Genomic DNA, 25,187 nt, shown 5'->3' on the forward strand with positions numbered 1-25,187 from the left:
CCGGTGCCATACACCGAGTCGCCTGCTTCGCGGGCAAGTCGGGGCGCCGAACCGCCGCTCCCACAGGGTACGCGGCGCGCTTGCGAAATCAGTTTTCTACGCGACAACGCAGCCCAAAGGGCTGGGTAATCTCCTACAGGGTTTGCTGCTTGGCGGGTCAGCCCTTCACCGGCGTCACTGCCAACTCAAACTGCTCGCCCTTCTTGATGACCGCGTACACCACCGCCGTCACCAGGCTACCGGCGAGGATCGCCAGCAAGTACAGCAACGCATGGTTGATCGCGTTGGGGATCAGCAGCACGAACAGTCCGCCATGCGGGGCCATGAGTTTGCAGCCGAAATACATCGATAGCGCCCCGGTCAGGGCGCCACCGGCGATACTCGCCGGAATCACCCGTAGCGGGTCCTTGGCAGCAAATGGAATCGCGCCTTCGGAGATGAAGCACAAGCCCAGCGCCAACGCCGCCTTGCCGGCCTCGCGCTCGCTCTGTGCGAACTTGCGCCGGGCGAGCAAGGTGGCGATGCCCAAGCCAATCGGCGGCACCATGCCGGCGGCCATCGTGGCGGCCATTGGCGCATAGCTCGACGACGCCAACAGCCCTACCGAGAACGCATACGCCGCCTTGTTGATCGGTCCGCCCAGATCGACGCACATCATCCCGCCGAGCAACAGCCCAAGCAGAATGGCGTTGGTGGTGCCCATGCTGTCGAGGAAATGGGTCAGCCCCACCAGCATCGCCGCCACCGGCTGGCCGACCACGTAGATCATCACCAACCCCGTGAACAGGCTGGCCACCAGTGGGATGATCAGGATCGGCTTGAGCGCATCAAGACTGCTGGGCAGGCGCACCCAGCGGGCAATGGCCTTGGCGCTGTAGCCGGCCAGAAAGCCCGCGACGATGCCACCAATGAAACCCGCACCCAAGGTACTGGCAAGCAAACCGCCGATCATCCCTGGAGCGAGGCCTGGGCGATCGGCGATCGACCAGGCGATGTAGCCGGCCAGCAGCGGTACCATCAGTTTGAAGGCCGCCTCGCCACCGATCTGCATCAGCGCAGCCGGCAAACTGCCAGCCTCTTTGTAGGCTTCGATGCCAAACACGAACGACAGGGCAATCAGCAGTCCACCGGCCACCACCATCGGCAGCATGAACGACACACCGGTCAACAGGTGCTTGTAGACCCCGCTCTTTTCGGCCTTGGGCGCAGCGCCGGTGGCCTCGGCGGCACTTTCCAGCTTGCCTTCGAGCAGGGCCTTGTCCAGCGTGGCACGGGCCTGCTTGAGGGCGATGCCAGTACCGCAGCGGTAGATACGCTTACCCGCAAAGCGCGCGGTAGGCACTTCGATATCGGCGGCCAATAGCACCACGTCGGCCTCAGCAATGGCCTCGGCCGACAATGGATTACGTGCCCCCACCGAGCCCTGAGTCTCTACCGTGAGCTGGTAGCCCAGGGCCGTCGCGGCTTGCTGCAACGCTTCGGCGGCCATGAACGTGTGGGCGACGCCCGTAGGGCAGGCTGTGACCGCGACAATCTTGGCCGCAGCCCCCGGCACGGCAAGCGGTGCTGTCTCGGCCAGTACCTGGGCATTGGCGGCGGCTTCGTCGAGAAAACCCTCGCGGTCGGCCAAGGCTTGGGCGGGCGAGCTCTGGTACAGGCGTTTACCCGCGAAACGGGCCAGATCGACTGGACCTGTGCTGACCACCAGCACCCAGTCGGCCTCGGCGATCTGCGCTGCACTCAGGCGGCGCTCGGGATGCTCGGTGTCCTGCACCTCGACACTGGTGCTCCAGCCCCGGCGCTGTGCAGCCGCCGCCAGCAAACGCGCGCTGAGCACGCTGGAAACCTGGCCGTTGGGGCAGGCGGTGACAATGGCAATGTTCATCAGCGGCCCTCTTGTTGTTGTTCTGTTAGTTGCACGCCAGCTTCCAGTTGCGCCAGTTGCGCGTGGTCGCGTATGCCAAAGCCCACTTGCGTGACCGCCTGGGCCGCGATGGCAGTGGCGCGGCGTAGCGTCGCCGTGGGCGCTTCGCTCAGCAGCAGGCCATGCAGCATGCCCGCTACCAGCGAGTCACCCGCACCGACGGTGCTGGCGATGCGTACCTGCGGTGGCTGCGCATGCAGCGCCACGCCTTTAGCGAACCAACGCACGCCCTGCTCGCCTTGGGACACCACCACATGTTCGACCCCGCTGGCCAGCAGGCGCTCGGCAGCTGCACGTTGCTCTGCCACGGATTCGACCGCCACCCCGAGCACCTCTCCAAGTTCTTCGGTGTTGGGCTTGACCAGCCAGGGCGCGGCCTGCAAACCCGCACGCAGGGCTTCGCCGCTGCTGTCCAAGGCCACCTTCAGGCCAAGCGCCTTGAGGCGTTCGAGCAATTCGCGCAGCCACTGCGGACTGACGCCACGCGGCAAGCTGCCAGCCACCACCACCGCGTCATGCCCCGGCGCAAACTGTTCCAGGCGATGCAGCAGCGCGCTGCGCGCCGCCTCATCCACCTGTGGCCCCAGGCCATTGATATCGGTGACCCGGCCATCGGCCTCGACCAGCTTGATGTTGCTGCGCGTCTCGCCCGGCACACGCACGAACGCATCCGCAAAACCGCGCCACTGGATCAGGTGCTCGAACGGTTGCAGGTTGTCCTGACCGAGAAAGCCGCCGACGCTGACGCGATGGCCAAGGTCAGCCAATACCTGGGCGACGTTCAGCCCCTTGCCAGCCGCATGAGTGTGCTGGTCCTGGCTACGATTGACCGCGCCTGGGCGCAGTTGGTCGAGGCTGACGGTCAGGTCCAGCGCCGGGTTGAGAGTAAGGGTGAGGATCTTGGCCATTTCAGTAACGCTCCACCAACGCCCGAACCGCTTCGGCGCTGTCTTGTTGCAGGGCCTCGCGCGCCAGGGCGCGGGCCGTCGAAAGGTCAGCCTGGCGCACCAGGGCCTTGACTTCAGGGATGCTGCGGGCCGACACGCTCAGTTCGTCCACCTCCAGCCCCAGCAGCAGTGCCACGGCCTGTGGGTCAGCGGCAAGCTCGCCGCACACGCCGACCCACTTGCCCTGGGCATGCGCGGCGCGCACGGTCATGTCGATCAGTTGCAGCACGGCCGGGTGCAGGCCATCAGCCTGGGCCGACAGGCTCGGATGGCCACGGTCGATGGCCAGGGTGTACTGAGTCAGGTCGTTGGTGCCGATGCTGAAGAAATCCACCTCGCGCGCGAGCTGCCCGGCCAACAACGCGGCCGACGGCACCTCGACCATGATCCCGACTTGCAGGTCGCGCACTGGGATCTCGATACGCAGGCGCTCAACCATGGCCTTGGCCGCCCGCCACTCATGGACCTGCCCGACCATCGGGAACATGATCCGCAGCGGCCGGTCATCGGCGGCGCGCAGCAAGGCGCGCAACTGGTCTTCCATGATCTGCGGACGCTGCAAGGTCAGGCGTACGCCACGCACACCGAGGAACGGGTTTTCTTCCGCCGCGATCGGCCAGTACGGCAGCGGCTTGTCACCGCCCACATCGAGGGTCCGTACCACCAGAGGGCGACCGGCCAGGCCATCGAGCACGCGGCGGTATTCAGCCTCCTGGGTGGCGACATCCGGCGCCTGGGAATGCGCCATGAAAATAAGCTCGGTACGCAGCAAGCCAACGCCCTCGGCGCCCTGCTCCACCACCTTGTCGAGGCTACTGCTGTCACCGATGTTGGCGAACACCTCCACAGCATGGCCGTCACGCGTCTGCGCCGGTTCATGACGCTTGGCCCAGGCGGCCTGCAAGCGCTGCTCACGGGCATCACGCTCGGCCAGCGCGCGTTGCAGCTCGTCGGCAGGCGGCGCGATGGTCACCCGGCCACGCTGGCCATCGAGCAGCAGCGCCGTGCCACTGGCCAGCAGCAGGATCGACTCGCCAGCACCGACCACCGCTGGAATGCCAAGGGCGCGGGCGACAATGGCGCTGTGCGCGGTGGCTCCGCCGTGGGCGGTGACGATGCCAGCGACGCGCGCGGGATCCAGGCGCGCGACATCGGACGGCCCGACTTCGGCCATCACCAGTACGTAGGGTTGCTCGGGTTCGGCGCTTTGCTGCACGCCACACAGTTGCGCCAGCACGCGCCGGCCAATGTCGCGCAGGTCGGCTGCGCGCTCGGCCAGCAGGGTGTCCTGCAGGGCCTCCTGGCGGCGCGCGGCAGCGTCAACCACTGCCATCCAGGCGGCGGCGGCGCTCTCCCCTTGAGCCAGGCGCGACTCCACGTCGTCAGTCAATGCCGGGTCGCCGAGCATTTCCTGGTGGGTGAGGAAAATCTCGCCGATGGCTTTGTCGCTGCGCTTGATCAGGGCGTCGAGGTCAGCGTGTACCGCCTCAAGGGCCGCACGCAGTTTCTGGCGCTCCTGGGCAGGCGACTCACCCCGCAGCGGATAGTCGATCTCGCGCTCCACACACACATGCGCCGGGCCGCTGGCGATGCCCGGCGCAGCCGCCACCCCTTGCAGGCTGCTACCAGCGGCAGGCGCCGCCAGCACCGGCGCTGGGGCTTGAGCCTCCACAGGTGCGGCGTGCGGCAACGGTTCCACGTCTTCACCCAAGCCTTGTTCGATGGCCGCCCGCAACGCAGGCAACGCGTCGGCTGCAATCGCAGGCTCGGCGATCAGTTCGAGGGTCTGACCACGCCGGGCGCCCAGGCTCAGCAATTGACTCAGGCTCTTGGCCGACACCGCAGGTTCGGCACTCTCGAGCACGCGCAGGCGAATCTCACCGTCGAAGCCCTTGGCCAACTGCGCCAGTTCCTTAGCCGGGCGCGCATGCAAACCATGCGGGTTGGCCAACATCACCTGCGTGCTGGGCCAGTCGGCAGGGACTTCGCCGCCCAGCACTTCGAGCACGGCGCGGCTGCTGGTGGCCTGATAGAGCATCTGGCCGCGCCCTTCGATCAGCACTTCGCACAGGCGCTCAAGCAGCGCCTGGTGCGCAGCGCCAAGGCTGGCCAGGCAGAACAGGCCATTGAGCGGCTGGTCGCGATAGCGCAAAGGCTGCTGCGGGGTGATGAAGGCCAGACCTGGCTGGCGCACCTGGCGCTCGCTGTGCAGCCACCACAAGCCTTCGCCCAGTGGCAGTGGTTCGGCCTGTTGCAGCACGGCGGCGAAACCCGCATCAACGCACCCGGCACGTTGCAGCAAGCGCGCACCGCGCCAGGCCAATTCGTCGAAATCTTCGGCGGGCAGGTTCAAGCCCACCAGTTGCGCATCCAGTGCCAGCGCCTGCGGCGCCCCCTGCAACAACTTGAGCAGCGCCTCGGCGGAGCTGGCGCGGCGCAGGGCCTCGGCCAGGTCGGTTTCGCCCAAGGCGCGGGTGAGCAATTGCAACAGGCGCAGGTGCTCGTCGGAGCGCGCGGCGATGGCAATGGCCAGGTAGACGATCTGTCCGTCGCCCCAGTCCACCCCTTCGGGAAACTGCATCAGGCGCACGCCGGTGCTGAACACCAGCTCGCGGGTCTGCGGGGTGCCGTGGGGAATGGCGATACCCTGGCCGAGGAACGTCGAACCTTGCGCCTCACGGGCGCGCAGGCCATCGAGATAGCCCTCGGCAACCAGACCGTCGGCTACCAGGTGCGAAGCCAGCAAGTGCAGCGCCTGGTTTTTATCGGCGGCCTTCTGGCCCATGGCAATCTGCTCCACGGCAAGCTCGAGCATGACCTTCTCCTTTGCGGCGCCGTGCTGGCGGCCGAGGTATTGTTGTGAAATTCGATGACGAAGGTAGACAAGCCTTCGGCACCTGGGCGAAGTATGCTTTCGGGGCAGGAAAATTCGCCTGGCTGAAACGTTTAATCTGACTAAGCGGCCACGTTACTCGATAATCTGCCGGCGAAAAAGCCCCATCCTGTCGGACAATTGCGACAATGGTCGCCTGCGCGCAAGCCTGCCTATGAGTGAAACTATCCCGTCAGGCAAGCAGCCAGCCCCGGAAATAACAAGGAAAATTCGGTGAAACTCAGCGATATCGCCCGTCTGGCCGGAGTGTCAGTGACCACGGCCAGCTACGTCATCAACGGCAAGGCGGAACAGCAGCGCATCAGCAACGGTACGGTCGAGCGCGTGCGCGCAGTGGTCGAGGCCCACGGCTTCACGCCCAACCCACAGGCCGCCGGCCTGCGCAGTCGGCACACACGCACCCTGGGGTTCATTCTGCCGGACCTGGAAAACCCCAGTTACGCACGCATCGCCAAGCAGCTCGAACAGGGCGCGCGCGCGCGCGGCTATCAGTTGCTGATCGCCAGTAGCGATGACCAGCCCGACAGCGAACATCAGTTGCAGCAGTTGTTCCGCGCCCGCCGCTGCGACGCACTGTTCGTGGCCAGTTGCTTGCCGCCGCAAGACGACAGCTACCGCGCCCTTCAGGACAAAGGCGTGCCGGTAATCGCCATCGACCGGAGCCTGGACCCGGCACACTTCTGCTCGGTTATCAGCGACGACCGCGACGCCAGCCGCCAGCTGGCGGGCAGCCTGCTGGCCAACCGCCCACAGAGCATCGCCCTGCTCGGCGCACGCCCCGAACTGTCGGTAAGCCAAGCCCGCGCCGAGGGGTTCGAGCAGGCGCTGCAAAGCTATGCCGGCCAAGTGCGTCGTTACCAAGGCGAGGCGTTCAGCCGCGCATGCGGCCAGCGCCTGATGCAGCAGCTGATCGATGAGCACGGCGGCCTGCCTGACGCGCTGGTGACGACCTCCTACGTGCTGTTGCAAGGGGTGTTCGATGCCCTGCAAGCGCGTCCGGCAGGCTCACGGCACTTGCAACTGGGCACCTTTGGCGACAATCAATTGCTGGACTTCCTGCCGCTGCCGGTCAACGCGATGGCGCAACAGCACGGCCTGATCGCGGCCACCGCGCTGGAACTGGCAGTGGCCGCTATCGAAGACAAACGCTACGCGCCCGGCGTGCACGCCATCGCCCGTACCTTCAAGCAGCGAATCCCGACCGTCTGAGCATGCGCCTGATCGACACCCACACCCACCTGGACTTTGCCGACTTCGACGCCGACCGCTCGAAGCTTTTGGCCAATGCCGCAACGCGCGGTGTCGAGCGCATGGTTGTGCTGGGCGTGCATCAGGACAATTTCCAGCGGGTCTGGGACCTGGCCTGCAGCGAGACCTGCGTGCGTGCAGCGTTGGGCCTGCACCCGGTCTACCTGGAGCAGCACCGCCCCGAACACCTGGACACCCTGCGCCAGTGGCTCGGGCGCCTGCACGGCGACCCGCGCTTGTGCGCGGTGGGCGAGTTTGGCCTGGATTACTACCTGCCGGCACTCGACCCGACTCGCCAGCAGTCGCTGTTCGAGGCGCAGCTACAGATAGCCTGTGATTTCGCCCTCCCTGCGCTGCTGCATGTGCGCCGCAGCCACGCCCAGGTGATCGCCACGCTCAAACGCTACAAACCTGTGCGCGCAGGCATCATCCATGCCTTCGCCGGCAGTTACGAAGAGGCGCGCGAGTACATCAAGCTGGGCTTCAAACTCGGGCTCGGTGGCGCCGCCACCTGGCCCCAAGCGCTGCGCCTGCGCAAGACAATCACCCGCCTGCCGCTCGAAAGCGTGGTGCTGGAGACCGATTCGCCAGACATGCCGCCTGCGATGTTTCCCGGTGTGCGCAACAGCCCCGAGCACCTGCCGGCCATCGCCGAGGCGTTGGCACAGGTGATCGGGATCGATGTCGAGCAGCTGGCCGAGGTCAGTAGTCGCAATGCCGATGAGCTGTTTGGTTGGTAGCGCGGCTATATCGAGCCAGTGACCTAGGCTAGCGGCTTTAGCCGCGAACACCGACGTAGCCGTCGCCATCCACCGCGTCGTTTGCTTCACGGTGCTCCAGTATTCCGGCACGCCTGCACAAGTCGCGGCACTAAACCCTGAATGCTCCAATCATGCGTTTGAGTTCCAGCACCTGCGCCGACAGCGCGCGGCTGGCATCTTCGGTCTGGCAGGCGCCGTCAGTGGTGTCCTGCGCCGCGCGGTTGATCGCCAAGATGTTCTGGTCGATGTCATGCGCCACCGCCGTCTGTTGCTCAACAGCGGCGGCAATCTGCTGGTTCTGCTCGACGATGCCGCCTACCGCCCCGAGGATATTGCCCAGCGCCTGTTGTACCTGATGCGCCTCCTCCACCGTTCCTGCGGCCATCTGGTGGCTGCTGCCCATCACCCGTACCGCCGCCGCCACGCCCTCTTGCAGACGCTGGATCATTTGCGCAATTTCGGCGGTCGAGTCCTGGGTGCGCTTGGCCAGGGTCCGAACCTCGTCGGCGACCACCGCGAAGCCCCTGCCCTGTTCGCCCGCCCGCGCCGCCTCGATGGCGGCATTGAGCGCCAGCAGGTTGGTCTGCTCGGCGATACTGCGGATCACCTCCAGTACCCGGCCGATGGCCAAGCTATCGTCGGCCAACTGGTTGACCGCCACCACACTCTGGTCGATCTCGCCCGCCAGTCGGGCGATGCTGCCCTGCTGGCTTTCGACCAAGTCGCGCCCCGAGGCGCTCTCATGGTTGACCCGCTCGGCACCTTCTGCGGCCAACGCAGCGCTGCGGGCCACCTCCAGGGCGGTGGCGCTCATCTGGTTCATCGCCGTGGCGACCTGCTCGATCTGCTCGCGCTGACCACTGACCGCCTGGTTGCTGCGGGCCGAGACCGACAACACCTGCCCGGCCTGCTCCTCGACCGTGGTCACGGTCTGCCCAACCTGCTCGATCAGCCCGCGAATACGCCGCACGGTTTCGCTGAAACCACGGCCCAGCTCGCCCAGTTCATCCTGGCTCTGGGCCTGAAAGCTCACCGTCATGTCGCCGGCAGCCACCTTGTCCATGGCGCTGCCCAGGTTGCGCAAGGTCTTGCGGGTGGAGACATAGAAACCGCTGTACAGGTAGATGATCAGCGCGAACACCATGCCCAATGCCGCCACCAGGGCAAACATACGCAGGCGGTGCTGCTCCAGGCGAACCTCCAACTGGCCTTGCACATAGCCCAGTACGGCGTCGTTGAGCCGGTAGGTCTGGGCCATCAGCTCGCTGGTCTGCTGGTAGAAGCCGGTCCACGGCGCATCCAAGGTTTCAGCCACCACCACTTGGTCTTCGAACAAGGTCGCGGCCTGGCGCACGCTTGCCCGGCTGGCCTGGGCGCTGCTTGCCAGTGCGCTGTTGGCGCCTGGATCGAGGGACAGCGCGTCGTCGAGGCGGATCGCATAATCGGCCGCCAGCCGCTCCAGGCGTTGCAGCAGATCTTCGAAGCGCGCGCTGCCGGCCGAATCCATGAAACCACGGCCCAGCGCCACTGCGCCCATCGCCCGGCCCTCGCCGAGCGCCTGGGTCACTTGCGCGGTGGCCGTGCCGAGCACCTCGCCTAACTGACGCACCGAGGCCTGGCTGTCCTGATTCAAGCCCGACTGGCTGGCAATCAGCTTGCTCAACAGTTGGGCCTGGGTCAGCAGCTTGTCGAACAGCGCCGCCTTGTTCTGCAGTGAGGTTTCGCCGCGCGCGCTGGCGAAGGCCTGGGCAAGTTCCGCGCGCTTGGCCTCGATCGCCGGATCGCCGCCCTCAAGCGCCTCCAACCGGGCCTGGACCTTGTCCTGCAGCGCGCTGATGCGCGCTTCCACGTCACCGGCCTGGCCCGACTGGCCAAGCACGGCGTTGATCTGCAACAGGTTACCGAGGCTCTCCAGATCGCCGCGCAGCACCAGGCTTTCAGCCAGCGGAGCCAAGCCCTGCAACTCGGCTCGGGTCGCGTGGAACTGGTTGTAGGCGTCGCGCACCAGATAGAAGCTGGTGATCGCCATGGGCAGGAAGAACAGGACACTGATCAGGCTGAACTTCATGCCAAAGCTCAGCCGATTCATCAGTGCGATGGCCGGATAGAGCAGACGCTTCACAGGTCACCTCCTTGAATTCTTGTTGTTCTGCGGCGTAGCACAAGGCCATCTATGCCGTGGGCCTTTGTATAACGCAGATTGAATCCAAGGTTTGTAACTTAAGGTTAAAGCATCCGCCTGTGGCGCAGGGCGTCGATCAGACCAGTACAGTCCATAGCGCAAAGCACGCGTACCACAGCACCGCACACCGCAGCAGCAGCTCCCACAAGCTGTCCAGGTGCTCCAGGCCCTGCTGACGGCTCTCCTGCTCCGGGATATCGTCGGCCACCCGGCCCACTTGGGCGACCAGCTGCGCGGCGCTGGCCTGCCAATCGAGCAGCGCATGCAGCATCACGCGGGTGACAGCCACGAAATTACCGACCAACGCGAAGCTCAATGCCACCACCCGCACCGGCAGCCAGTCAAGGGCGTGACGCAGTTGCCCGGCCAGCCCTTGCAGCCCCGGCTGGCGGCTGTTGTCAGCGCTCAAGGCAAGTAGCCGGTAGGCCAGCGCCGCACCCGGCCCCAGCAGGAAGTACCAGAAGATCACGGCGAAAAAGCTTTGGTAGGCCTGCCACAGCAAGTGCCCCTGAACCCGTTTGATCAAGCCCTCAGAGTCATCGGCGGCCAGCCCCAGGTCACGCTCGGCAACATGCAGCGCAGCCTGGTCATCGCCACGGCGCCAGGCATCGCGAAACGGCCCAAGTGCGGCTTTCACATCGCCCCGACCGAGGCTGTAAAGCAGCACCAGCAGGTGCAGCGGCAGCGCCAGCAGGCCGTAGGCGACCGGCTCCAGCACATGCAGCAGCAATACCAACAGTGCCACCGGAGCGAGTACCAGCAGCGCCAATGCCCACGCAGGTTGCGTCTTGCCAGTGCGCTCCAGGCGCGTCAGCTCGCCCAGGAAAAAACCGTCGCGCTGAACGCGCTGGCGCAGCGCCGAGAACTTTTCGATCCACAGCACCAGTACCAACACCAGAAAACTCATGCGTAGTCCTCATTGCTTTGCACCGCAGCGCGGTAGCGCGGCCAGTCGAAGGCCGGACCCGGATCGGTCTTGCGGCCAGGGGCGATGTCGCTGTGTCCTTGGATACGTGCCAGGTCGATAGCCGGCCAGGCCTGTCGAATCTGCCCGGTCAGGTGCGCCAGGGTCGCGTACTGGGCATCGGTGTAGGGCAACTCATCGGTGCCTTCCAGCTCGATCCCAATCGAGAAATCATTGCAGCCCTCGCGCCCCTCGAAGCGCGACACGCCCGCATGCCAGGCACGGTCGAGCAGCGAAACGAACTGGGTCACCGCGCCGTCGCGCTCGACGAACAGGTGCGCCGAAACGGTCAGCTGGCTGATGCCCTCGAAGTATGGATGTTCGGACGGGTCCAGGCGGTTCTGGAAGAACTGCTGCACCTTGCCGGTGCCGAAACAAGCCGGGGGCAGGCTGATGTTGTGAATCACCAGCAGCGAGATGGCCTCACCTTCGGGGCGGGTATTGAAGTTCGGCGAAGGGCAGCGGGTGACGCCGCTGAACCAGCCAGTGGCACGGTCCAATTGCATGAAGCAGATCCTGAAGAATGCCTGGGACAGGCCATCAGTATGCCTGTGTGTCGCACAAGGTTCGAGGGCGGGCTCAACGGGCCTGTTGGCCGCGCAACTGATCCAGCACGCCCTCAAGTGCGCGCTCGAACAACAACCCATCGTCGAGCGGGCGTACTTCGCCGCGGCGCAGGGCCATGGCCAGCCCGGCGCGATTCCATTCGCGTACTTTCATCCCCGTGCGGTTGGCGAACACGTAGCGATCGCTGCTGTCGATCCGTGCCACCAGCTTGCAGCGCAGCGGCTCTTCATCGTCCATCACTTCGACCCAGGTCCCCAGGCGCAGGCGCTCGACCTGACGCAAGGCCGGCTCTTGCTGATCGGCCACAAGGTTAGGTGCGCAGGCCGACTCATCGGCGATGGCCAGCACGATATCCGACTGCACCCAGACATCGGGCAACGCGCTGTCATCGACCTGGGTTGCGCCACAGGCACGCAGGTGTAGACGTTCGAGCTGCTGGAAGAAATCGCGGGTGGCGGCCGAGTCCAGCGCCACCCCGGCCAGGCCTTCACGCAGCGCCTTGAGCAGCCCTGGCAAGCGCTCCAGCAACTGCCCAGGATGCGCGTGCGGGGCGATACTGGCGAGCAGTGCATCGACCGTCGCCAGGGCCTCGGTCCAAGCCGGCGAGTCCTCGCCCTGCTTGAGCCAGGCCAGCAATAGCACTTGGCTCCAGGCATGTTCGAGCATCTGCACCACTACCAACGGCAGGACCCGACCTCGCAGGCGCTGGTTGAGCACTTCCTGCACCCGCAGGCGCGCCTGGAGCGTGCGCGCACGGCCCTCCTCGGCGTCGCGAGTGCGCTGCTCAAGCAGTTCATTGCGCCGACGCTCGTCCTGGCTGAAGGCCAGAAATTCGTCAAGTAGCTCGTTGAACAGGCCGCAATCATCGGAGAAGTCGTTGAGCAGGCGCTGTACCACACGCTCGACGCGCAGGTGCAAGCTGTCGCGCAGGCCTTCGCCATCGGCCTCCCAACCGATCGCCACGGCCGCGATCTCATTGACCAGGCGGCGCGCCGGATGGCTGGCACGGCTGAACAGCGCCTTGTCGATCAGCGCCACCTTCAGCAGAGGGATATGCAGACGTACGATCAGCGCACGCAGGCTGGCGGGCAGGTTGTCGTCGGCCTGGATGTAGTCGAACAGCAAACCGACCAGGTTGATCATGTCCTCGTCGCCAGGGGCGATGCGGCGGCGTGTACCACTGCGCACACTGACGCGTAGCAGCAGTTGCTCAAGCTGCTGGGCAAGGTTGAAGTCGTCGGGCTCGCCAGGCGAAGGCACGTAATGTTGCAGGTGGGTGAGCAGACGCAGCAAGTCGCCGGTGCTGATGGCGTGCGCCGTGCCTGCGCCCAGGCGTGGGGCAAGTTGGCCACGGGCCGGGGCCAACAGTTCACCCAGCGAGGCGATGAAGGCTTCGCCTGCGCTGTCGGTCCCGCCGTTGTCGGCCAGATCCACGCTGGCGGTGGCGTGCGTTGAGGCGTGGCGCCGGTCATCGGCGCGGCGCCGTGGCGCGGGCAACAGCTCGGGCAGCACCTGGGCGCTGGCCAACAATTGGTTGGCGTCTGCGTAAAGCAGGTCCAGATCACGCAGCACATAGCGCTCGAACAGCTTGAGCAACACCAGCTTGACGTTGATGCCCACACCCAGGTTGCGCCCGGCAGCGAGGAAGTACCGGCACAGATTAGCGGGCCCGAGCGGATTACGGGGTACGTCCAGGTCCTGTTCGAGCAGCGCAGCCAGACGCACGGTCAACTGTTCAAGCACCAAGCTATCACGCGAGAGCACCCGGTCGACCATGCCTTGCACCGCCACCACGCGCGCCAACGGGCCATTGCCCGCAGCCAACGGCACCATGCCGGGCAACTCGAAGGCATCGACCTGGCCGATGCGTGCGAACGCTTCGTAGAAGGTATCGAGAAAACCCCGTTCGATGCTCTTGCGCTTAAGGCGCAGGTCGCGCATGGCTTCGAAATAGAGGTTTTGATCACGACGCCCCGTGGCCTTGTCGGCCATCTCGAAGAGGGTGTCGTCAGCATTGTCGAACAGCGCTTGCAAGCCCTGGCGCAGTTGCAGTGCGGCCTTGTCACGCACTTGCAGCAACAACACGGGAAGGCAGGGCGAGAGCGCTGGCGCGCCTCGTTCGATGGCCCCCGCCAGGGGCACCACCTTGCCTTCTTTACGCATCCGGGACTCCTTGCTGGATGTTGCACTGTTCAACGGGCTTAAAGATCGTCAAAGCTATGACGCCAAATACTAGACGCCATTATCAGCGAAAAATCTTACTCCCGCTAGCTCGCGTTTCTCACGCGGCTAAAGACAGTGCATTTGTCGGATTGCTCACCTGGCCTGACCAAAGGTCATCTGCGCCATGGCTGTACAGCTCGCCCCCCTGCCCTATAATCGCCGCCATCTAGCTTGTGGAGCCGACCATGCCGAACCTACGCCTCGCCGACTTGACCGCCGAAATCGAAGCTAACGTGCGCCGCGCGTTGCTAGAAGATATCGGTGGCGGCGACATTACCGCCCAGCTGATTCCGGCCGAGCGCCTGGCCAAGGCAACCATCATCACCCGCGAGGACTGCGTGATCGCCGGTACTGCGTGGGTCGATGCGGTATTCCGCCAGCTCGACCCAAGGGTGGCGGTGCACTGGCAGGTGGCCGATGGCGAACGGGCGTCGGCCAACCAGGTGTTGTTCCACCTCGAAGGCCCGGCGCGCTCGCTGCTCAGCGGCGAGCGTTCGGCGCTGAACTTCCTGCAACTGCTCTCGGGCGTAGCCACCCGTGCAAGGTTCCTGGCCGACTTGGTCGAAGGCACCCAGGTGCGCCTGCTGGACACCCGCAAGACTTTGCCGGGGCTGCGCCTGGCGCAGAAGTACGCAGTCACCTGCGGCGGCTGTCACAACCACCGCATCGGCCTTTACGATGCCTTCCTGATCAAGGAAAACCACATTGCAGCCAGTGGCGGTGTGGCCCAGGCCGTAGCGGCAGCGCACCGCATCGCTCCGGGCAAGCCGGTGGAGATCGAAGTGGAAAGCCTGGATGAGCTGCACGAGGCGCTGGCCGCCGGGGCCGATATCGTCATGCTAGACGAGCTGAGCCTGGATGAAATGCGCGAAGCGGTGCGCATCACCGCCGGCAAGGCCAAGCTCGAAGCCAGTGGCGGCGTCAATGAGACCACCCTGCGGGTAATCGCAGAAACCGGCGTGGACTACATTTCCATCGGTGCCATGACCAAAGACGTCAAGGCTGTGGATCTGTCGATGCGCCTGAGTCTCTGAGGTATTACTCAGACACAAAAAAACCGGCCAGATGGCCGGTTTTATTGTGAGGCCCGCGCGAATTGGGCGGCGGGCCCACGATGGCTCGGTCAGAACGAGGCGTTGGCCAGGCCGTCCAGGTAACGCTCGACGTCCAGGGCGGCCATGCAGCCAGCACCGGCCGAGGTGATCGCCTGGCGATACACGTGGTCGGCCACGTCGCCTGCGGCGAACACGCCTTCGACGTTGGTGGCGGTGGCGTTGCCTTCACGGCCGCCATTGACCACCAGGTAGCCGTCCTTGAGGGTCAACTGGCCTTCGAACAGCGAGGTGTTCGGGGTGTGGCCAATGGCGATGAACACGCCGTCGACCTTGATTTCGTCGCTGCTGCCGTCGTTGTTCTTCAGGCGCGCACCGGTCACGCCCATGTTGTCACCCAGCACTTCGTCCAGGGTGGCGTTGAGCTTCAGCTCGATCTTGCCTTCAGCCACGCGGGCGTGCAGCTTGTCGATCAGGATCTTCTCGGCGCGGAACGTATCGCGGCGGTGCACCAGGGTCACCTTGCTAGCGATATTGGCCAGGTACAGCGCCTCTTCAACGGCGGTGTTGCCACCACCGACCACGGCCACTGGCTTGTTGCGGTAGAAGAAACCGTCGCAGGTCGCGCAGGCCGAAACGCCCTTGCCCATGAAGGTTTCTTCCGACGGCAGGCCCAGGTAACGGGCGCTGGCACCGGTGGCGACGATCAGGGCATCACAGGTGTAGGTGCCGCTGTCACCGCGCAGGGTGAACGGCTTGTTGGCCAGATCGACAGCGTTGATGTGGTCGAAGACGATCTCGGTCTCGAAACGCTCGGCGTGTTCCTGCATGCGCTGCATCAGGGCCGGGCCGGTCAGGCCGTGGGGATCGCCCGGCCAGTTGTCGACTTCGGTGGTGGTGGTCAACTGGCCGCCTGCCTGCATGCCGGTGATTAGCAGCGGCTTGAGGTTGGCGCGCGCAGCATACACCGCAGCGCTGTAGCCGGCAGGGCCGGAACCGAGAATGATGACACGCGAATGACGTACTTCGGACATGACGAACTCCTGTCGAGCGGGCCGCACCGTCAAGGTGGCGGTTGCGCCAGCTGGAATTAAAAAGGACCTACGCAGCACTTGGGGAAGGCTACAACGCGTCGGCCCTGAAACGAGAAAGTGAGCGCACTGTAGCGAGGCCGCAGAGATTAAGGAAATATCCTTCGACAATCCACCTTATAGACAGTCTCTATGTGCAGAACACGCCGATAGCAAAATCCTAAACGCTTTGTTACACCCCGTTTCCCCAACCCTGTTCACCTTTCGTCGAAACGGCAAACTCGGTATGGTCAGCGCGTTTTCCTTCTGCGGAGCATGCCGATGCAAACCCCCGTCCTTTCCGGCCCACAGTACCTGCGCGAAGGCCTGAAACTGGTGCTCAGCCCAGGTCTGCGCCTGTTCGTGCTGCTGCCTCTGGCGGTCAACCTGCTGCTGTTCGGCGGTCTGATCTGGTTCGCCGGCCATCAATTTAGCATGTGGGTCGACCACCTGATGCCCACCTTGCCCGACTGGCTGAGCTTCCTGAGCTACATCCTCTGGCCGCTGTTCGTCGCCCTGGTGCTGCTGATGGTGTTCTTCAGCTTCACCCTGCTGGCAAACGTGATCGCCGCGCCGTTCAACGGCTTCCTGGCGGAAAAGGTCGAGGTCGTGGTACGCGGCCAGGACACCTTCCCGCCGTTCAGCTGGAGTGAGCTGGTAGCCATGGTGCCGCGCACGTTCAGCCGCGAGATGCGCAAACTCGGCTACTTCCTGCCCCGCGCCATCGGCCTGTTCATCTTGTCGTTTATTCCGGTGGTCAACGTGATCGCCGCGCCGCTGTGGCTGGTGTTCGGTATCTGGATGATGGCCATCCAGTACATCGACTACCCGGCCGACAACAACAAGATGAGCTGGCAGGACATGCTCGCCTGGCTGCGCAGCAAGCGCTGGCAATCGATGGGCTTTGGCGGGATCACCTACCTGGCGCTGATGATACCGCTGGTCAACGTGCTGATGATGCCCGCCGCGGTAGCCGGGGCGACGTTGTTCTGGGTGCGTGAGCGCAACTGATCAGGCTGAGCGCCACAGGCGGTGGGAGTGGCCCAAGTAAAGGGCCGCTCGCACCTGCCGGAACACTCAGGCAGACAACTGGCTGGAAAACTGCCCCACCGCATCCACGACCTTCTTCGCCCCTTCCTGGATCTCCACGATCACCCCGCCGGTATCGGCGGCCAAGGCCAGGCCTTGCTCGGCCTGGCGCTTGCTGGTGTCGATGATGTCCACCGCTGCCTGGGCGAGCTGCTCGTTTTGTTGCACCACCTTGGCGATTTCCTCAGTGGCGCTGCTGGTGCGTGAGGCCAGTTGGCGTACCTCGTCGGCCACCACGGCAAAGCCACGGCCTTGCTCGCCGGCGCGCGCGGCCTCGATTGCGGCGTTGAGCGCCAGCAGGTTGGTCTGGCCGGCGATGTCGCTGATGGTCTTGATGATCGCGCCAATCACCTTCGACTGCGTATCCAGCGCCTGGATACCCTCGGCGGCCTGCTGCATCGACCCCTCCAGGCCGCGCATCACTTCCACGGTCTGGGTCACCACATCGGTAGCCTTGCGCGCGCAGCCGTCGGTTTCGATCGACGTGGTGTAGGCGATATCCGCCGCCTGGGCCACGGCCTGTTCCTGGTTGACCTGATCGGTGATGACAGTGGCGAACTTGACCACTTTGTAGAGTACATCGTGGGCGTCGATGATCGGGTTGTACGAAGCTTCCAGCCACACCGTACGGCCATAGGCGTCAATGCGCTTGAAGCGGTCGGCGATGTACTCGCCACGGCGCAGCTTTTCCCAGAATGTCTTGTACTCGGCCGAAGCCGACGTTTGCGGCTCGCAGAACATCCGATGATGCTTGCCACGCACCTGCTCCAGGCTGTAGCCCATGCTCTGCAAGAAACGATCGTTGGCGGTGAGGACCTGGCCCTCAAGATCGAACTCGATCACCGCAGTAGAACGCATCAGCGCCTTGATCAGGCTTTCATGCTCGCGGGAAGCTTCGATGGTGCGGGTCAGGTCGCTGGAGTGCAACGAAAAATGCCGAATGCGCCCGCTGCTGTCCTTGACCGGTTGCAGGATCGAACGCAGCCAGGCCTCTTCACCATTGCCGCGGAGCAAGCGGAAGGCGCCATTGAGATGTTCGCCACGAGCGATGGCGGTCTTCATGCGCTGGTAAAAATCGAGCTTTTTCACATGGGCCGGGACGATCTCTTCGATGTTGCGGCCGATCAATTGCTCGGCGCGGTAACCCATTTCGGCCTCGAAGTTGGAATTGACCGACTCGATGCGCCCCTGTGGGTCTAGCTGCAACACCAGCATTTCGCTGTCGAGGCTGTTCTTGACCTGCTCGACGGACAGTAGCTCCTCACGCAGTTGCTGAACTTCTTGCTTCAATTTGCTGTTGAACATCAACGGTCCCAGAGCGCATACCCAAATTCGAATGCTTCTGCATCGGCCAACAGGGCGGGGTTCTTGAGCAACCGACAAGGAAATATTCAGCCGGCTGAAAACGCCGGAAACCAGGCGTCATCTAGCCGTCACACAACCGTCACATGACCGCAATTGGGGCAGCGGAGACTTTTTTCCATGAACACACCGCCCCTGCACATCACCCTGGTCAGCGAAACCTTCCCACCCGAGATCAATGGCGTGGCCAATACCCTTGGGCGCCTCTGCGATGGCCTGCGCCTGCGTGGCCATCAGGTAGAACTGATCCGCCCGCGCCAACTCGCCGACGCACACTCGGTCGCGCCTGCCGATCTGCTGTTGTGCCGGGGCTGGCCGCTACCGGGCTACCCCGGGCTGCAATGGGGTGAAGTGTCGATGCACAAACTGCTGCGCCACTGGCGCAGGCAGCGTCCAGATGTGCTGTACATCGCCACCGAAGGGCCGCTGGGCCTGAGTGCCCTGCGCGCCGCGCGACGCCTGGGAATTGCTGTGGTCAGTGGTTTCCACACCAACTTCCCACAATACTCCGGGCAGTACGGCCTGGGCCTGCTGGCACGCATGCTCACCCACTACCTGCGCTGGTTCCATCGACGGACCGCGATCACCCTGGTTCCCAGCGCCAGCCAGCGCCTGGAGCTGGAACGTCGTGGGTTCGAGCGGCTCGGGCTGATGGCACGAGGCGTCGACGCCTACCTGTTCAACCCGGCCCGGCGCAACGACGCCTTGCGCGCGCAATGGGGGCTGGGCGCAGACGACATCGGCGTACTCTACGTCGGGCGCCTGGCGGCGGAAAAGAACCTGGCGCTGCTGCGCCCGTGCCTGGAGGCCTTGCAGCGCAGTTATCCACAGCGACGCCTACGCCTGATCCTGGTCGGCGATGGCCCACTCAGCGCACGCCTTCAACAGCAGTTGCCCGACGCGCTGTTCTGCGGCGCGCAGCGTGGCGAGGCGCTAGCCGAGCACTATGCCAGCGCCGACCTGTTCCTGTTCCCCAGCCTCACCGAGACGTTCGGCAACGTGGTGCTCGAAGCCTTGGCCTCGGGGCTGGCGGTGGTTGCCTACGATGAGGCCGCCGCCGCCCAGCACATCTGCCATGGTCACAGCGGTGCCCTGGCGATGCCGGGCGACCAAGCCGCGTTCATCGACGCCGCATGCTGGCTGCTCGAAGAGCGCGAAACCTTGCGCCGGGTACGCCTGAACGCCCGTCAGCACGCCAGCCGCCAAGGCTGGCCAGCGATCGTCGAGCAGTTCGAGGGGTATCTGTACAGCGCCTGTCGCGGCGCAGTCGCCTCGACAGGTCAGATCGCGTCTACCGGGCTGCCGATCAAGCCAGGCTCGCCAGCGCCTGACGGCTGAACGGCAGCACATCGGCCTCCCGCCCATCGCGAACCTTCTGCGCCCACTGGGCATCGACCAGCAAGGCGCGGCCCACCGCCACCAGGTCGAACTCCTGGTCTTCAAGGCGGCGCAGCAGGCCTTCCAGGCTGGCCGGCTTGGCCACCTTGTCGGTGTCGACCATGAACTGCAGGAACTCCCCATCCAACCCCACGCTGCCCACGGTGATGGTCGGCTTGCCGGTAAGCTTACGGGTCCAGCCGGCCAGGTTGAGGTCGCTGCCGTCGAACTCAGGCTCCCAGAAGCGACGTGTGGAACAGTGGAAGATATCCACACCCGCCTCGGACAACGGCGCCAGGAACGCGCCCAGTGCCTCTGGGGTGTGCACCAAGCGCGCGGTGTAGTCCTGCTGCTTCCACTGCGAGAAGCGCAAGATGATCGGGAAGTCCGGCCCCACTGCGGCGCGTACTGCGCGAATCAGCTCGATGGCAAATCGCGAACGACCAGCCAGATCGCCACCGTAGCCATCGGTACGACGGTTGCTGGCGTCCCAGAAGAACTGGTCGATCAGGTAGCCGTGGGCGCCATGGATTTCCACACCGTCCATGCCAATGGCCTGGGCGTCGCGGGCCGCCTGGGCGAAGGCGGCAATGACCTCGTCAATGTCATCCTGGGTCATCTCGTGCACCAGCACCTTGCCGTCCTTCTGCTTGCCGCTTGGGCCGTAGGCCGGCACATCGCCGTCCGGCTCGGTGCCCAGGCGACGCACGCTACCCACATGCCACAGCTGCGGCACGATGCGCCCACCTTCTGCATGCACCGCATCCACCACACGCTTCCACCCCGCCAAGGCATCGTCGCCATGAAAACGCGGCACATTCGGGTAACCGTTGGCAGCGCGGTGCGCGACCGTGGTGCCCTCGGTGACGATCAGGCCAACCCCGGCCGCAGCGCGGCGACGGTAGTACTCGACCACGCCGTCGTGGGGCACGCCGCCTGGGCAGAAGGTGCGGGTCATCGGCGCCATTACCACGCGGGTCGGCAGCTCGAGCGAGCCGAGGGTGAAAGGCTGGAACAGGGGGTTGCTGGACATGCGGCGCTCCCGGCATGGCTGAGGAATCGCCAGAGCTTAGGGGGCGCAGGAGAGTGGGCACAGCATCATTGATTGGGGTGATTGTCCGGTATCGCGGATGAGCGCGGGACACGCCCGCGCCCTCACTGGCACACCAATCAGGCCAAGGCTTTCTCGATCGCCTGCACCACGCTTGGATCGTCCGGCGCGGTACGTGGGGCGAAGCGGGCCAGTACGCGCCCATCCTTGCCCACCAGGAACTTCTCGAAATTCCAGCTGATGTCGCCGGGAAACTCCGCGCCCTCGCCCGCCAGCAGGCGGTACAGGGAATGCCGGTGCGGGCCGTTGACTTCAAGCTTGGCGCCCAGCGGGAAGCTCACCCCGTAGGTGAGGCGGCAGAACTCCTGGATGTCCTTTTCACTGCCGGGTTCTTGTCCAGCGAACTGGTTGCACGGCAGGCCCAGCACATTGAACCCTTTGCCCTTGAACTGCTGGTGAAGTTTTTCCAGCGAGGCGTATTGCGGCGTCAGGCCACACTTGGAGGCGACATTGACCACCAGCACTACCTGGCCCTTGAACGGTGCGAGGGGCAGGTCCTCGCCGTTCAGCGCCTTCAATGTCAGGTCGTGAAATGCACTCATGATGAATCCCCTCTCAGGTTCCCAATGGTCGCTGGGGCGAATCACGCCCACTAAAAAGGCGCGCGGCCAAACCGTTCACCCTCCCTAGGAGGGCAAGTACGGCTTGCCCGAGCGCCTGGCGACTCTCTGAGCGTAGCGCAGAAAATCAGTGGTGGTGGCCACCTTCACCGTGGATGTGGCGGTGAGCGACTTCTTCGTCGCTGGCATCACGCACGTTGACCACCTTCACTTTGAAGTTCAGGCGCTGACCGGCCAGTGGGTGGTTGCCGTCGACGGTGATGTCGTCGCCATCGATGTCGCGGATAGTGACGATCTGCATCTGGCCATCCGGCGCCGAGGCGTGGAACTGCATGCCGACTTCCAGTTGGTCGACGCCCTCGAACAGGCTACGGTTCAGGGTGCTGACCAGCTCGGCCAGGTATTCGCCGTAGGCTTCTTCCGGCTCGATGGCAACGTCCAGCTCATCACCGGCCTGCTTGCCTTCGAGGGCCTTTTCCAGGCCCGGAATGATGTTGGCAGCACCGTGCAGGTAGACCAGCGGCGCACCGCCGGAGGAGCTGTCGATGACCTCACCAGCGTCGTTGGTCAGGGTATAGTCGATGGAGACAGCCTTGTTGGCGGCGATCAGCATGGGGGCAAGACCTTTTGCAAAAGAATGTAGAACGGGGAAGTGTAACCAAGGCACCGCCCGATTGCGAACCGACCATGGACGAAGGGGCGCCCGTCAGTCTGATCACAGGCTTCAGCCAGGACGAAGACGGCCATTGGGTGGTCGCACTGTCCTGCGGGCACACCCAGCACCTGCGCCATCAGCCCCCCTGGCAAGCCCGTCCCTGGGTGCTCGACGCCGAGCAGCGCCAGCAGCGCATTGGCCAAGCCTTCAACTGCGGCTGGTGCGCCCAAGGGGCGGTTAGCGATACCCTTGGCCGTTGATTCTTTTGCACCGCTTATTTCGAGAAGCACGCATGCAGACATTTTTCATTGCCCCGACCGACTTCGGGGTCGGCCTGACCTCCATCAGCCTTGGCCTGGTGCGCACCCTGGAGCGCGCAGGATTGAAGGTCGGGTTCTTCAAGCCAATCGCCCAACCGCACCCCGGCGACACCGGGCCTGAGCGCTCCAGCGAGCTGGTCGCGCGCACCCACGGTATCAAGCCCCCCACGCCGCTGAGCCTGGGCCATGTCGAGCGCATGCTCGGCGACGGCCAATTGGACGAGTTGCTCGAAGAGATCATCCGCCTGTACCAGCAAGCCTGCGTCGGCAAGGATGTGGTCGTGGTCGAGGGCATGGTGCCCACCCGCCACGCCAGCTACGCCGCGCGGGTCAACCTGCACCTGGCCAAGAGCCTGGATGCCGAGGTGATCCTGGTGTCGGCGCCCGAAAACGAAGTGCTCAGCGAACTGTCCGGGCGGGTCGAACTGCAAGCCCAACTGTACGGTGGCCCACGCGACCCGAAAGTGCTCGGTGTGATTCTCAACAAGGTACGCACCGACGAGAGCATGGCCGACTTCGCCACGCGCCTGCGCGAGCATTCGCCGCTGCTGCGCGGCAACGATTTCCGCTTGCTCGGCTGTATTCCATGGCAAGCGGAGCTGAACGCACCACGCACCCGCGATGTGGCTGAACTGCTCGGTGCCCAAGTGCTCAACGCCGGCGACTATGAGCAACGGCGCATGAACAAGATCATCATCTGCGCGCGTACCGTGGCCAATACCGTGCCACTGCTCACCTCCGGCACCTTGGTGGTGACCCCAGGCGACCGCGACGACATCATTCTTGCGGTCAGCCTGGCGGCGATCAATGGCGTGCCGCTCGCCGGCCTGCTGCTGACCAGCGACAGCAAGCCCGACCCACGCATCCTCGAACTGTGCCGCGGCGCGTTGCAAGCCGGGCTGCCGATCCTGTCGGTGAGCACTGGCTCGTATGACACCGCCAACCAGCTCAACTCACTGAACCGCGAGATCCCGGTAGACGACCGCGAGCGCGCCGAATTCATCACCGACTTCGTCGCCACTCACCTGGACGCTGCCTGGCTGCACCAGCGCTGCGGCACCCCGCGTGAGCTGCGCCTGTCGCCTGCGGTGTTCCGCTATCAACTGATCCAGCGCGCCCAGCAAGCCAACAAGCGCATCGTCCTGCCAGAAGGCGCCGAACCACTGCTGGTGCAGGCCGCCGCGCTGTGCCAGGCACGCGGCATCGCCCGCTGCGTGTTGCTGGCCAAGCCCGAGGACGTCGCCGCCGTTGCGCGCGCCCAAGGCATCAACCTGCCAGCGGACCTCGAAGTGCTCGACCCCGAGCTAATTCGTGGACGCTATGTCGAGCCGATGGTGGAACTGCGCAAGAGCAAGAACCTCAACGCCCCGATGGCCGAGCAGCAACTGGAAGACCCCGTGGTGATCGGCACCATGATGCTTGCCCTGGGCGAAGTGGACGGACTGGTGTCGGGCCTTGTGCACTCCACCGCGAATACCATTCGTCCGGCGTTGCAACTGATCAAGACCGCGCCGGGCAGCAGCCTGGTGTCGTCGGTGTTCTTCATGCTGTTCCCCGACCAGGTGCTGGTCTATGGCGACTGCGTGATGAATCCGCACCCCAGCGCCGAGGAACTGGCCGAAATCGCTCGTCAGAGCGCCGAGTCAGCCGATTCGTTCGGTATCGCGCCAAGGGTGGCAATGCTCAGCTACTCCAGCGACTCGGCTGCCAGTGACGAAGAAGTGGAAAAAGTGCGCGCCGCCACACGCCTGGCCCAACAGGCCGAACGCAGCCTGCTGATCGACGGCCCGCTGCAGTACGATGCCGCTGCCAACCCGGACATCGCCCGCCAGCTCGCACCTTCGAGCCCCGTGGCTGGGCGCGCGACGGTGTTCGTATTCCCCGACCTGAACACCGGCAACACCACCCACAAGGCCGTGCAGCGCAGCGCCGACTGCGTAAGCCTCGGGCCGATGCTGCAAGGGTTGCGCAAGCCGGTGAACGACCTGCCCCGTGGGGCGCAGGTCGACGACATCGTGCACACCATCGCACTGACGGCGATTCAGGCCAGCCACGTGCGCTGAAACGCAACGCGGGGCAACCCCACGTCCAACGCCACCAAGGGCGTAGGGCGCGCGATTGCCCCGCGAGCGGCGCAGGCCCGATAGCTTATGGGTACTGCTGCACAGTGCCCTGCTGGTCGTACTGCTGGCCTGGAATAGGCTTGAGGTTGACCTCTACGCGGCGGTTCTGCGCACGGCCATTGGCGTCGTCGTTGCTAGCGACCGGCTGGTCCGGGCCCATGCCACGCACACTCACCCGCGAAGGGTCGACACCTTGCGAGGTCAGGTAGGTGCTGACAGCCTGGGCACGGCGCTGGGACAGGTCCATGTTGTGCTGGCGGCTGCCGGTGCTGTCGGTGAAGCCGACCACTTCAATGGTGTTCTGGTTGAACTGCTTGAACGAACCGGCCAGGTTGTTCAGCGGCGCATAGAAACTCGGGGAGATGTTCGCCGAGTCGGTGGCGAAGGTGATGTTGCCCGGCATGATCAGCTTGATCTGATCGCCCTGGCGCTGCACCTCGACACCGGTGTTGGCCATTTTCGCGCGCAGCTCGGCTTCTTGCTTGTCGGCGTAGTAGCCGTAACCGGCTGCGGCGGCGCCCACGGCCGCTGCACCGATCAGCGCGCCCTTGCCACGGTTGTTGTGGTCGATGGCAGCGCCGGCGATTGCACCGGCCAGCGCGCCCAAGCCACCGTACTTGGCGGTCTTGCTCATGCCCGTGGAGCCCTGCGCATCGCCCTGGCTCTGGCCATCATAAGGATTCTGGCCTGCACAACCGGACAAAACGGCGGCGGCGGTAGCGACGATAATCAGACGACGCATCATGGACAAGCTCCTAC

The 25,187-nt window shown here is 64.7% G+C and carries 20 protein-coding genes and 2 pseudogenes; 7 read left to right on the forward strand and 15 right to left on the reverse strand.

The features are described 5' to 3' along the window. Nucleotides 1-157: 157 nt before the first annotated feature. From FEM01_RS08325 to ptsP, 3 genes are read right to left on the reverse strand one after another with little or no spacing between them, the layout of a single operon-like run. Nucleotides 158-1,885, reverse strand: a complete 1,728-nt coding sequence (locus tag FEM01_RS08325) for a PTS fructose-like transporter subunit IIB (RefSeq protein WP_138218951.1) — start codon at nt 1,883-1,885, stop codon at nt 158-160. After that, entirely contained in the window at nt 1,885-2,832 is a 948-nt protein-coding gene (pfkB, locus tag FEM01_RS08330) for a 1-phosphofructokinase (RefSeq protein WP_138218952.1), read from the reverse strand. The genes FEM01_RS08325 and pfkB overlap by 1 nt, the downstream gene beginning before the upstream one ends. 1 nt (nt 2,833) lies before the next feature. Next, nucleotides 2,834-5,686, reverse strand: coding sequence for a phosphoenolpyruvate--protein phosphotransferase (gene ptsP, locus FEM01_RS08335; protein WP_138218953.1), 2,853 nt, complete (start codon nt 5,684-5,686; stop codon nt 2,834-2,836). Nucleotides 5,687-5,977: 291 nt separating this feature from the next. Between ptsP and cra the strand changes: the two genes are divergently transcribed. Both cra and FEM01_RS08345 read left to right on the forward strand, forming a co-directional pair. Continuing rightward, on the forward strand, nt 5,978-6,973 hold the full coding sequence (cra, locus tag FEM01_RS08340; RefSeq protein ID WP_138218954.1) for a catabolite repressor/activator: 996 nt from the start codon (nt 5,978-5,980) through the stop codon (nt 6,971-6,973). Between the two features lie 2 nt (nt 6,974-6,975). Beyond that, on the forward strand, nt 6,976-7,752 hold the full coding sequence (locus FEM01_RS08345) for a TatD family hydrolase (RefSeq protein WP_138218955.1): 777 nt from the start codon (nt 6,976-6,978) through the stop codon (nt 7,750-7,752). Nucleotides 7,753-7,882: 130 nt separating this feature from the next. Here FEM01_RS08345 and FEM01_RS24695 read toward each other — a convergent pair whose 3' ends face one another. From FEM01_RS24695 to FEM01_RS08365, 5 genes and pseudogenes are all read right to left on the reverse strand, one after another. After that, nucleotides 7,883-8,596, reverse strand: coding sequence for a methyl-accepting chemotaxis protein (locus FEM01_RS24695; RefSeq protein ID WP_431188572.1), 714 nt, complete (start codon nt 8,594-8,596; stop codon nt 7,883-7,885). A gap of 144 nt (nt 8,597-8,740) precedes the next feature. Continuing rightward, nucleotides 8,741-9,862: pseudogene (locus FEM01_RS24700) on the reverse strand (HAMP domain-containing protein); the annotation flags it as partial. 169 nt (nt 9,863-10,031) lie between these two features. After that, a complete protein-coding gene (gene ampE / locus FEM01_RS08355; RefSeq protein WP_138218957.1) occupies nt 10,032-10,862 on the reverse strand; it encodes a regulatory signaling modulator protein AmpE in 831 nt (276 codons plus the stop codon). Further along, nucleotides 10,859-11,425 (reverse strand): 1,6-anhydro-N-acetylmuramyl-L-alanine amidase AmpD, encoded by a 567-nt coding sequence (ampD, locus tag FEM01_RS08360; RefSeq protein WP_138218958.1) that lies wholly within the window; start codon nt 11,423-11,425, stop codon nt 10,859-10,861. Before ampD ends, ampE begins: the two co-directional genes overlap by 4 nt. Nucleotides 11,426-11,498: 73 nt before the next feature. Further along, a complete protein-coding gene (locus tag FEM01_RS08365) occupies nt 11,499-13,649 on the reverse strand; it encodes a DUF1631 domain-containing protein (RefSeq protein ID WP_138218959.1) in 2,151 nt (716 codons plus the stop codon). Nucleotides 13,650-13,894: 245 nt separating this feature from the next. Between FEM01_RS08365 and nadC the strand changes: the two genes are divergently transcribed. After that, nucleotides 13,895-14,743 carry a carboxylating nicotinate-nucleotide diphosphorylase gene (nadC, locus tag FEM01_RS08370; protein ID WP_138218960.1) on the forward strand — a complete coding sequence of 283 codons (849 nt, stop codon included), beginning with the start codon at nt 13,895-13,897 and terminating at the stop codon, nt 14,741-14,743. A gap of 89 nt (nt 14,744-14,832) precedes the next feature. On the opposite strand, the gene trxB is transcribed toward nadC, so the two are convergent. Continuing rightward, nucleotides 14,833-15,795, reverse strand: a complete 963-nt coding sequence (gene trxB / locus FEM01_RS08375) for a thioredoxin-disulfide reductase (protein WP_138218961.1) — start codon at nt 15,793-15,795, stop codon at nt 14,833-14,835. Between the two features lie 318 nt (nt 15,796-16,113). Between trxB and cysZ the strand changes: the two genes are divergently transcribed. Beyond that, nucleotides 16,114-16,842 (forward strand): sulfate transporter CysZ, encoded by a 729-nt coding sequence (gene cysZ, locus FEM01_RS08380; protein ID WP_138218962.1) that lies wholly within the window; start codon nt 16,114-16,116, stop codon nt 16,840-16,842. A 66-nt stretch (nt 16,843-16,908) separates the two neighbouring features. Here the strand turns inward: cysZ and FEM01_RS24705 are convergent, their stop codons facing one another. Next, on the reverse strand, nt 16,909-17,340 hold the full coding sequence (locus tag FEM01_RS24705; protein WP_431188573.1) for a methyl-accepting chemotaxis protein: 432 nt from the start codon (nt 17,338-17,340) through the stop codon (nt 16,909-16,911). Nucleotides 17,341-17,448: 108 nt separating this feature from the next. Next, nucleotides 17,449-18,225: pseudogene (locus tag FEM01_RS24710) on the reverse strand (PAS domain-containing protein); the annotation flags it as partial. A gap of 177 nt (nt 18,226-18,402) precedes the next feature. Here FEM01_RS24710 and FEM01_RS08390 point away from each other — a divergent pair. Then, a complete protein-coding gene (locus FEM01_RS08390; RefSeq protein ID WP_138218964.1) occupies nt 18,403-19,620 on the forward strand; it encodes a glycosyltransferase family 4 protein in 1,218 nt (405 codons plus the stop codon). Here FEM01_RS08390 and FEM01_RS08395 read toward each other — a convergent pair. The 3 genes from FEM01_RS08395 to FEM01_RS08405 form a co-directional block, all read right to left on the reverse strand. After that, nucleotides 19,589-20,692, reverse strand: coding sequence for an NADH:flavin oxidoreductase (locus tag FEM01_RS08395; protein WP_138218965.1), 1,104 nt, complete (start codon nt 20,690-20,692; stop codon nt 19,589-19,591). The two genes, FEM01_RS08390 and FEM01_RS08395, sit on opposite strands and share 32 nt — an antisense overlap. 137 nt (nt 20,693-20,829) lie before the next feature. Then, complete coding sequence (locus tag FEM01_RS08400; protein ID WP_138218966.1) at nt 20,830-21,312, reverse strand: glutathione peroxidase; 483 nt, start codon at nt 21,310-21,312, stop codon at nt 20,830-20,832. 145 nt (nt 21,313-21,457) lie between these two features. Continuing rightward, a complete protein-coding gene (locus FEM01_RS08405; RefSeq protein ID WP_138218967.1) occupies nt 21,458-21,943 on the reverse strand; it encodes an FKBP-type peptidyl-prolyl cis-trans isomerase in 486 nt (161 codons plus the stop codon). Between the two features lie 14 nt (nt 21,944-21,957). On the opposite strand from FEM01_RS08405, the gene FEM01_RS08410 reads away from it, so the two are divergent. Together FEM01_RS08410 and pta are read left to right on the forward strand one after the other, a co-directional pair. After that, complete coding sequence (locus FEM01_RS08410) at nt 21,958-22,245, forward strand: DUF3565 domain-containing protein (protein WP_346763672.1); 288 nt, start codon at nt 21,958-21,960, stop codon at nt 22,243-22,245. A 32-nt stretch (nt 22,246-22,277) separates the two neighbouring features. After that, complete coding sequence (gene pta / locus FEM01_RS08415; RefSeq protein ID WP_138218969.1) at nt 22,278-24,368, forward strand: phosphate acetyltransferase; 2,091 nt, start codon at nt 22,278-22,280, stop codon at nt 24,366-24,368. A gap of 85 nt (nt 24,369-24,453) precedes the next feature. Here the strand turns inward: pta and FEM01_RS08420 are convergent, their stop codons facing one another. Beyond that, on the reverse strand, nt 24,454-25,173 hold the full coding sequence (locus FEM01_RS08420) for an OmpA family protein (protein ID WP_171030920.1): 720 nt from the start codon (nt 25,171-25,173) through the stop codon (nt 24,454-24,456). Nucleotides 25,174-25,187: the final 14 nt, after the last annotated feature.

The organism is Pseudomonas mosselii (assembly GCF_005796105.1).
GTDB lineage: Bacteria > Pseudomonadota > Gammaproteobacteria > Pseudomonadales > Pseudomonadaceae > Aquipseudomonas > Aquipseudomonas mosselii_C.

Bases quoted from the DNA above. Each gene is read 5' to 3' on its own strand.
- FEM01_RS08390 (WP_138218964.1), top strand. From the start codon at position 18,403: ATGAACACACCGCCCCTGCACATCACCCTGGTCAGCGAAACCTTCCCA.
- ptsP (WP_138218953.1), bottom strand. From the start codon at position 5,686: ATGCTCGAGCTTGCCGTGGAGCAGATTGCCATGGGCCAGAAGGCCGCC.
- FEM01_RS08345 (WP_138218955.1), top strand. From the start codon at position 6,976: ATGCGCCTGATCGACACCCACACCCACCTGGACTTTGCCGACTTCGAC.
- FEM01_RS08420 (WP_171030920.1), bottom strand. From the start codon at position 25,173: ATGATGCGTCGTCTGATTATCGTCGCTACCGCCGCCGCCGTTTTGTCC.
- ampE (WP_138218957.1), bottom strand. From the start codon at position 10,862: ATGAGTTTTCTGGTGTTGGTACTGGTGCTGTGGATCGAAAAGTTCTCG.
- FEM01_RS08365 (WP_138218959.1), bottom strand. From the start codon at position 13,649: ATGCGTAAAGAAGGCAAGGTGGTGCCCCTGGCGGGGGCCATCGAACGA.
- FEM01_RS24695 (WP_431188572.1), bottom strand. From the start codon at position 8,596: ATGAACCAGATGAGCGCCACCGCCCTGGAGGTGGCCCGCAGCGCTGCG.
- FEM01_RS08395 (WP_138218965.1), bottom strand. From the start codon at position 20,692: ATGTCCAGCAACCCCCTGTTCCAGCCTTTCACCCTCGGCTCGCTCGAG.
- pta (WP_138218969.1), top strand. From the start codon at position 22,278: ATGCAGACATTTTTCATTGCCCCGACCGACTTCGGGGTCGGCCTGACC.
- FEM01_RS08400 (WP_138218966.1), bottom strand. From the start codon at position 21,312: ATGAGTGCATTTCACGACCTGACATTGAAGGCGCTGAACGGCGAGGAC.
- nadC (WP_138218960.1), top strand. From the start codon at position 13,895: ATGCCGAACCTACGCCTCGCCGACTTGACCGCCGAAATCGAAGCTAAC.
- FEM01_RS08405 (WP_138218967.1), bottom strand. From the start codon at position 21,943: ATGCTGATCGCCGCCAACAAGGCTGTCTCCATCGACTATACCCTGACC.
- FEM01_RS08325 (WP_138218951.1), bottom strand. From the start codon at position 1,885: ATGAACATTGCCATTGTCACCGCCTGCCCCAACGGCCAGGTTTCCAGC.
- trxB (WP_138218961.1), bottom strand. From the start codon at position 15,795: ATGTCCGAAGTACGTCATTCGCGTGTCATCATTCTCGGTTCCGGCCCT.
- pfkB (WP_138218952.1), bottom strand. From the start codon at position 2,832: ATGGCCAAGATCCTCACCCTTACTCTCAACCCGGCGCTGGACCTGACC.
- FEM01_RS24705 (WP_431188573.1), bottom strand. From the start codon at position 17,340: ATGCGCGGCCTGGAGGGGTCGATGCAGCAGGCCGCCGAGGGTATCCAG.
- ampD (WP_138218958.1), bottom strand. From the start codon at position 11,425: ATGCAATTGGACCGTGCCACTGGCTGGTTCAGCGGCGTCACCCGCTGC.
- cysZ (WP_138218962.1), top strand. From the start codon at position 16,114: ATGCAAACCCCCGTCCTTTCCGGCCCACAGTACCTGCGCGAAGGCCTG.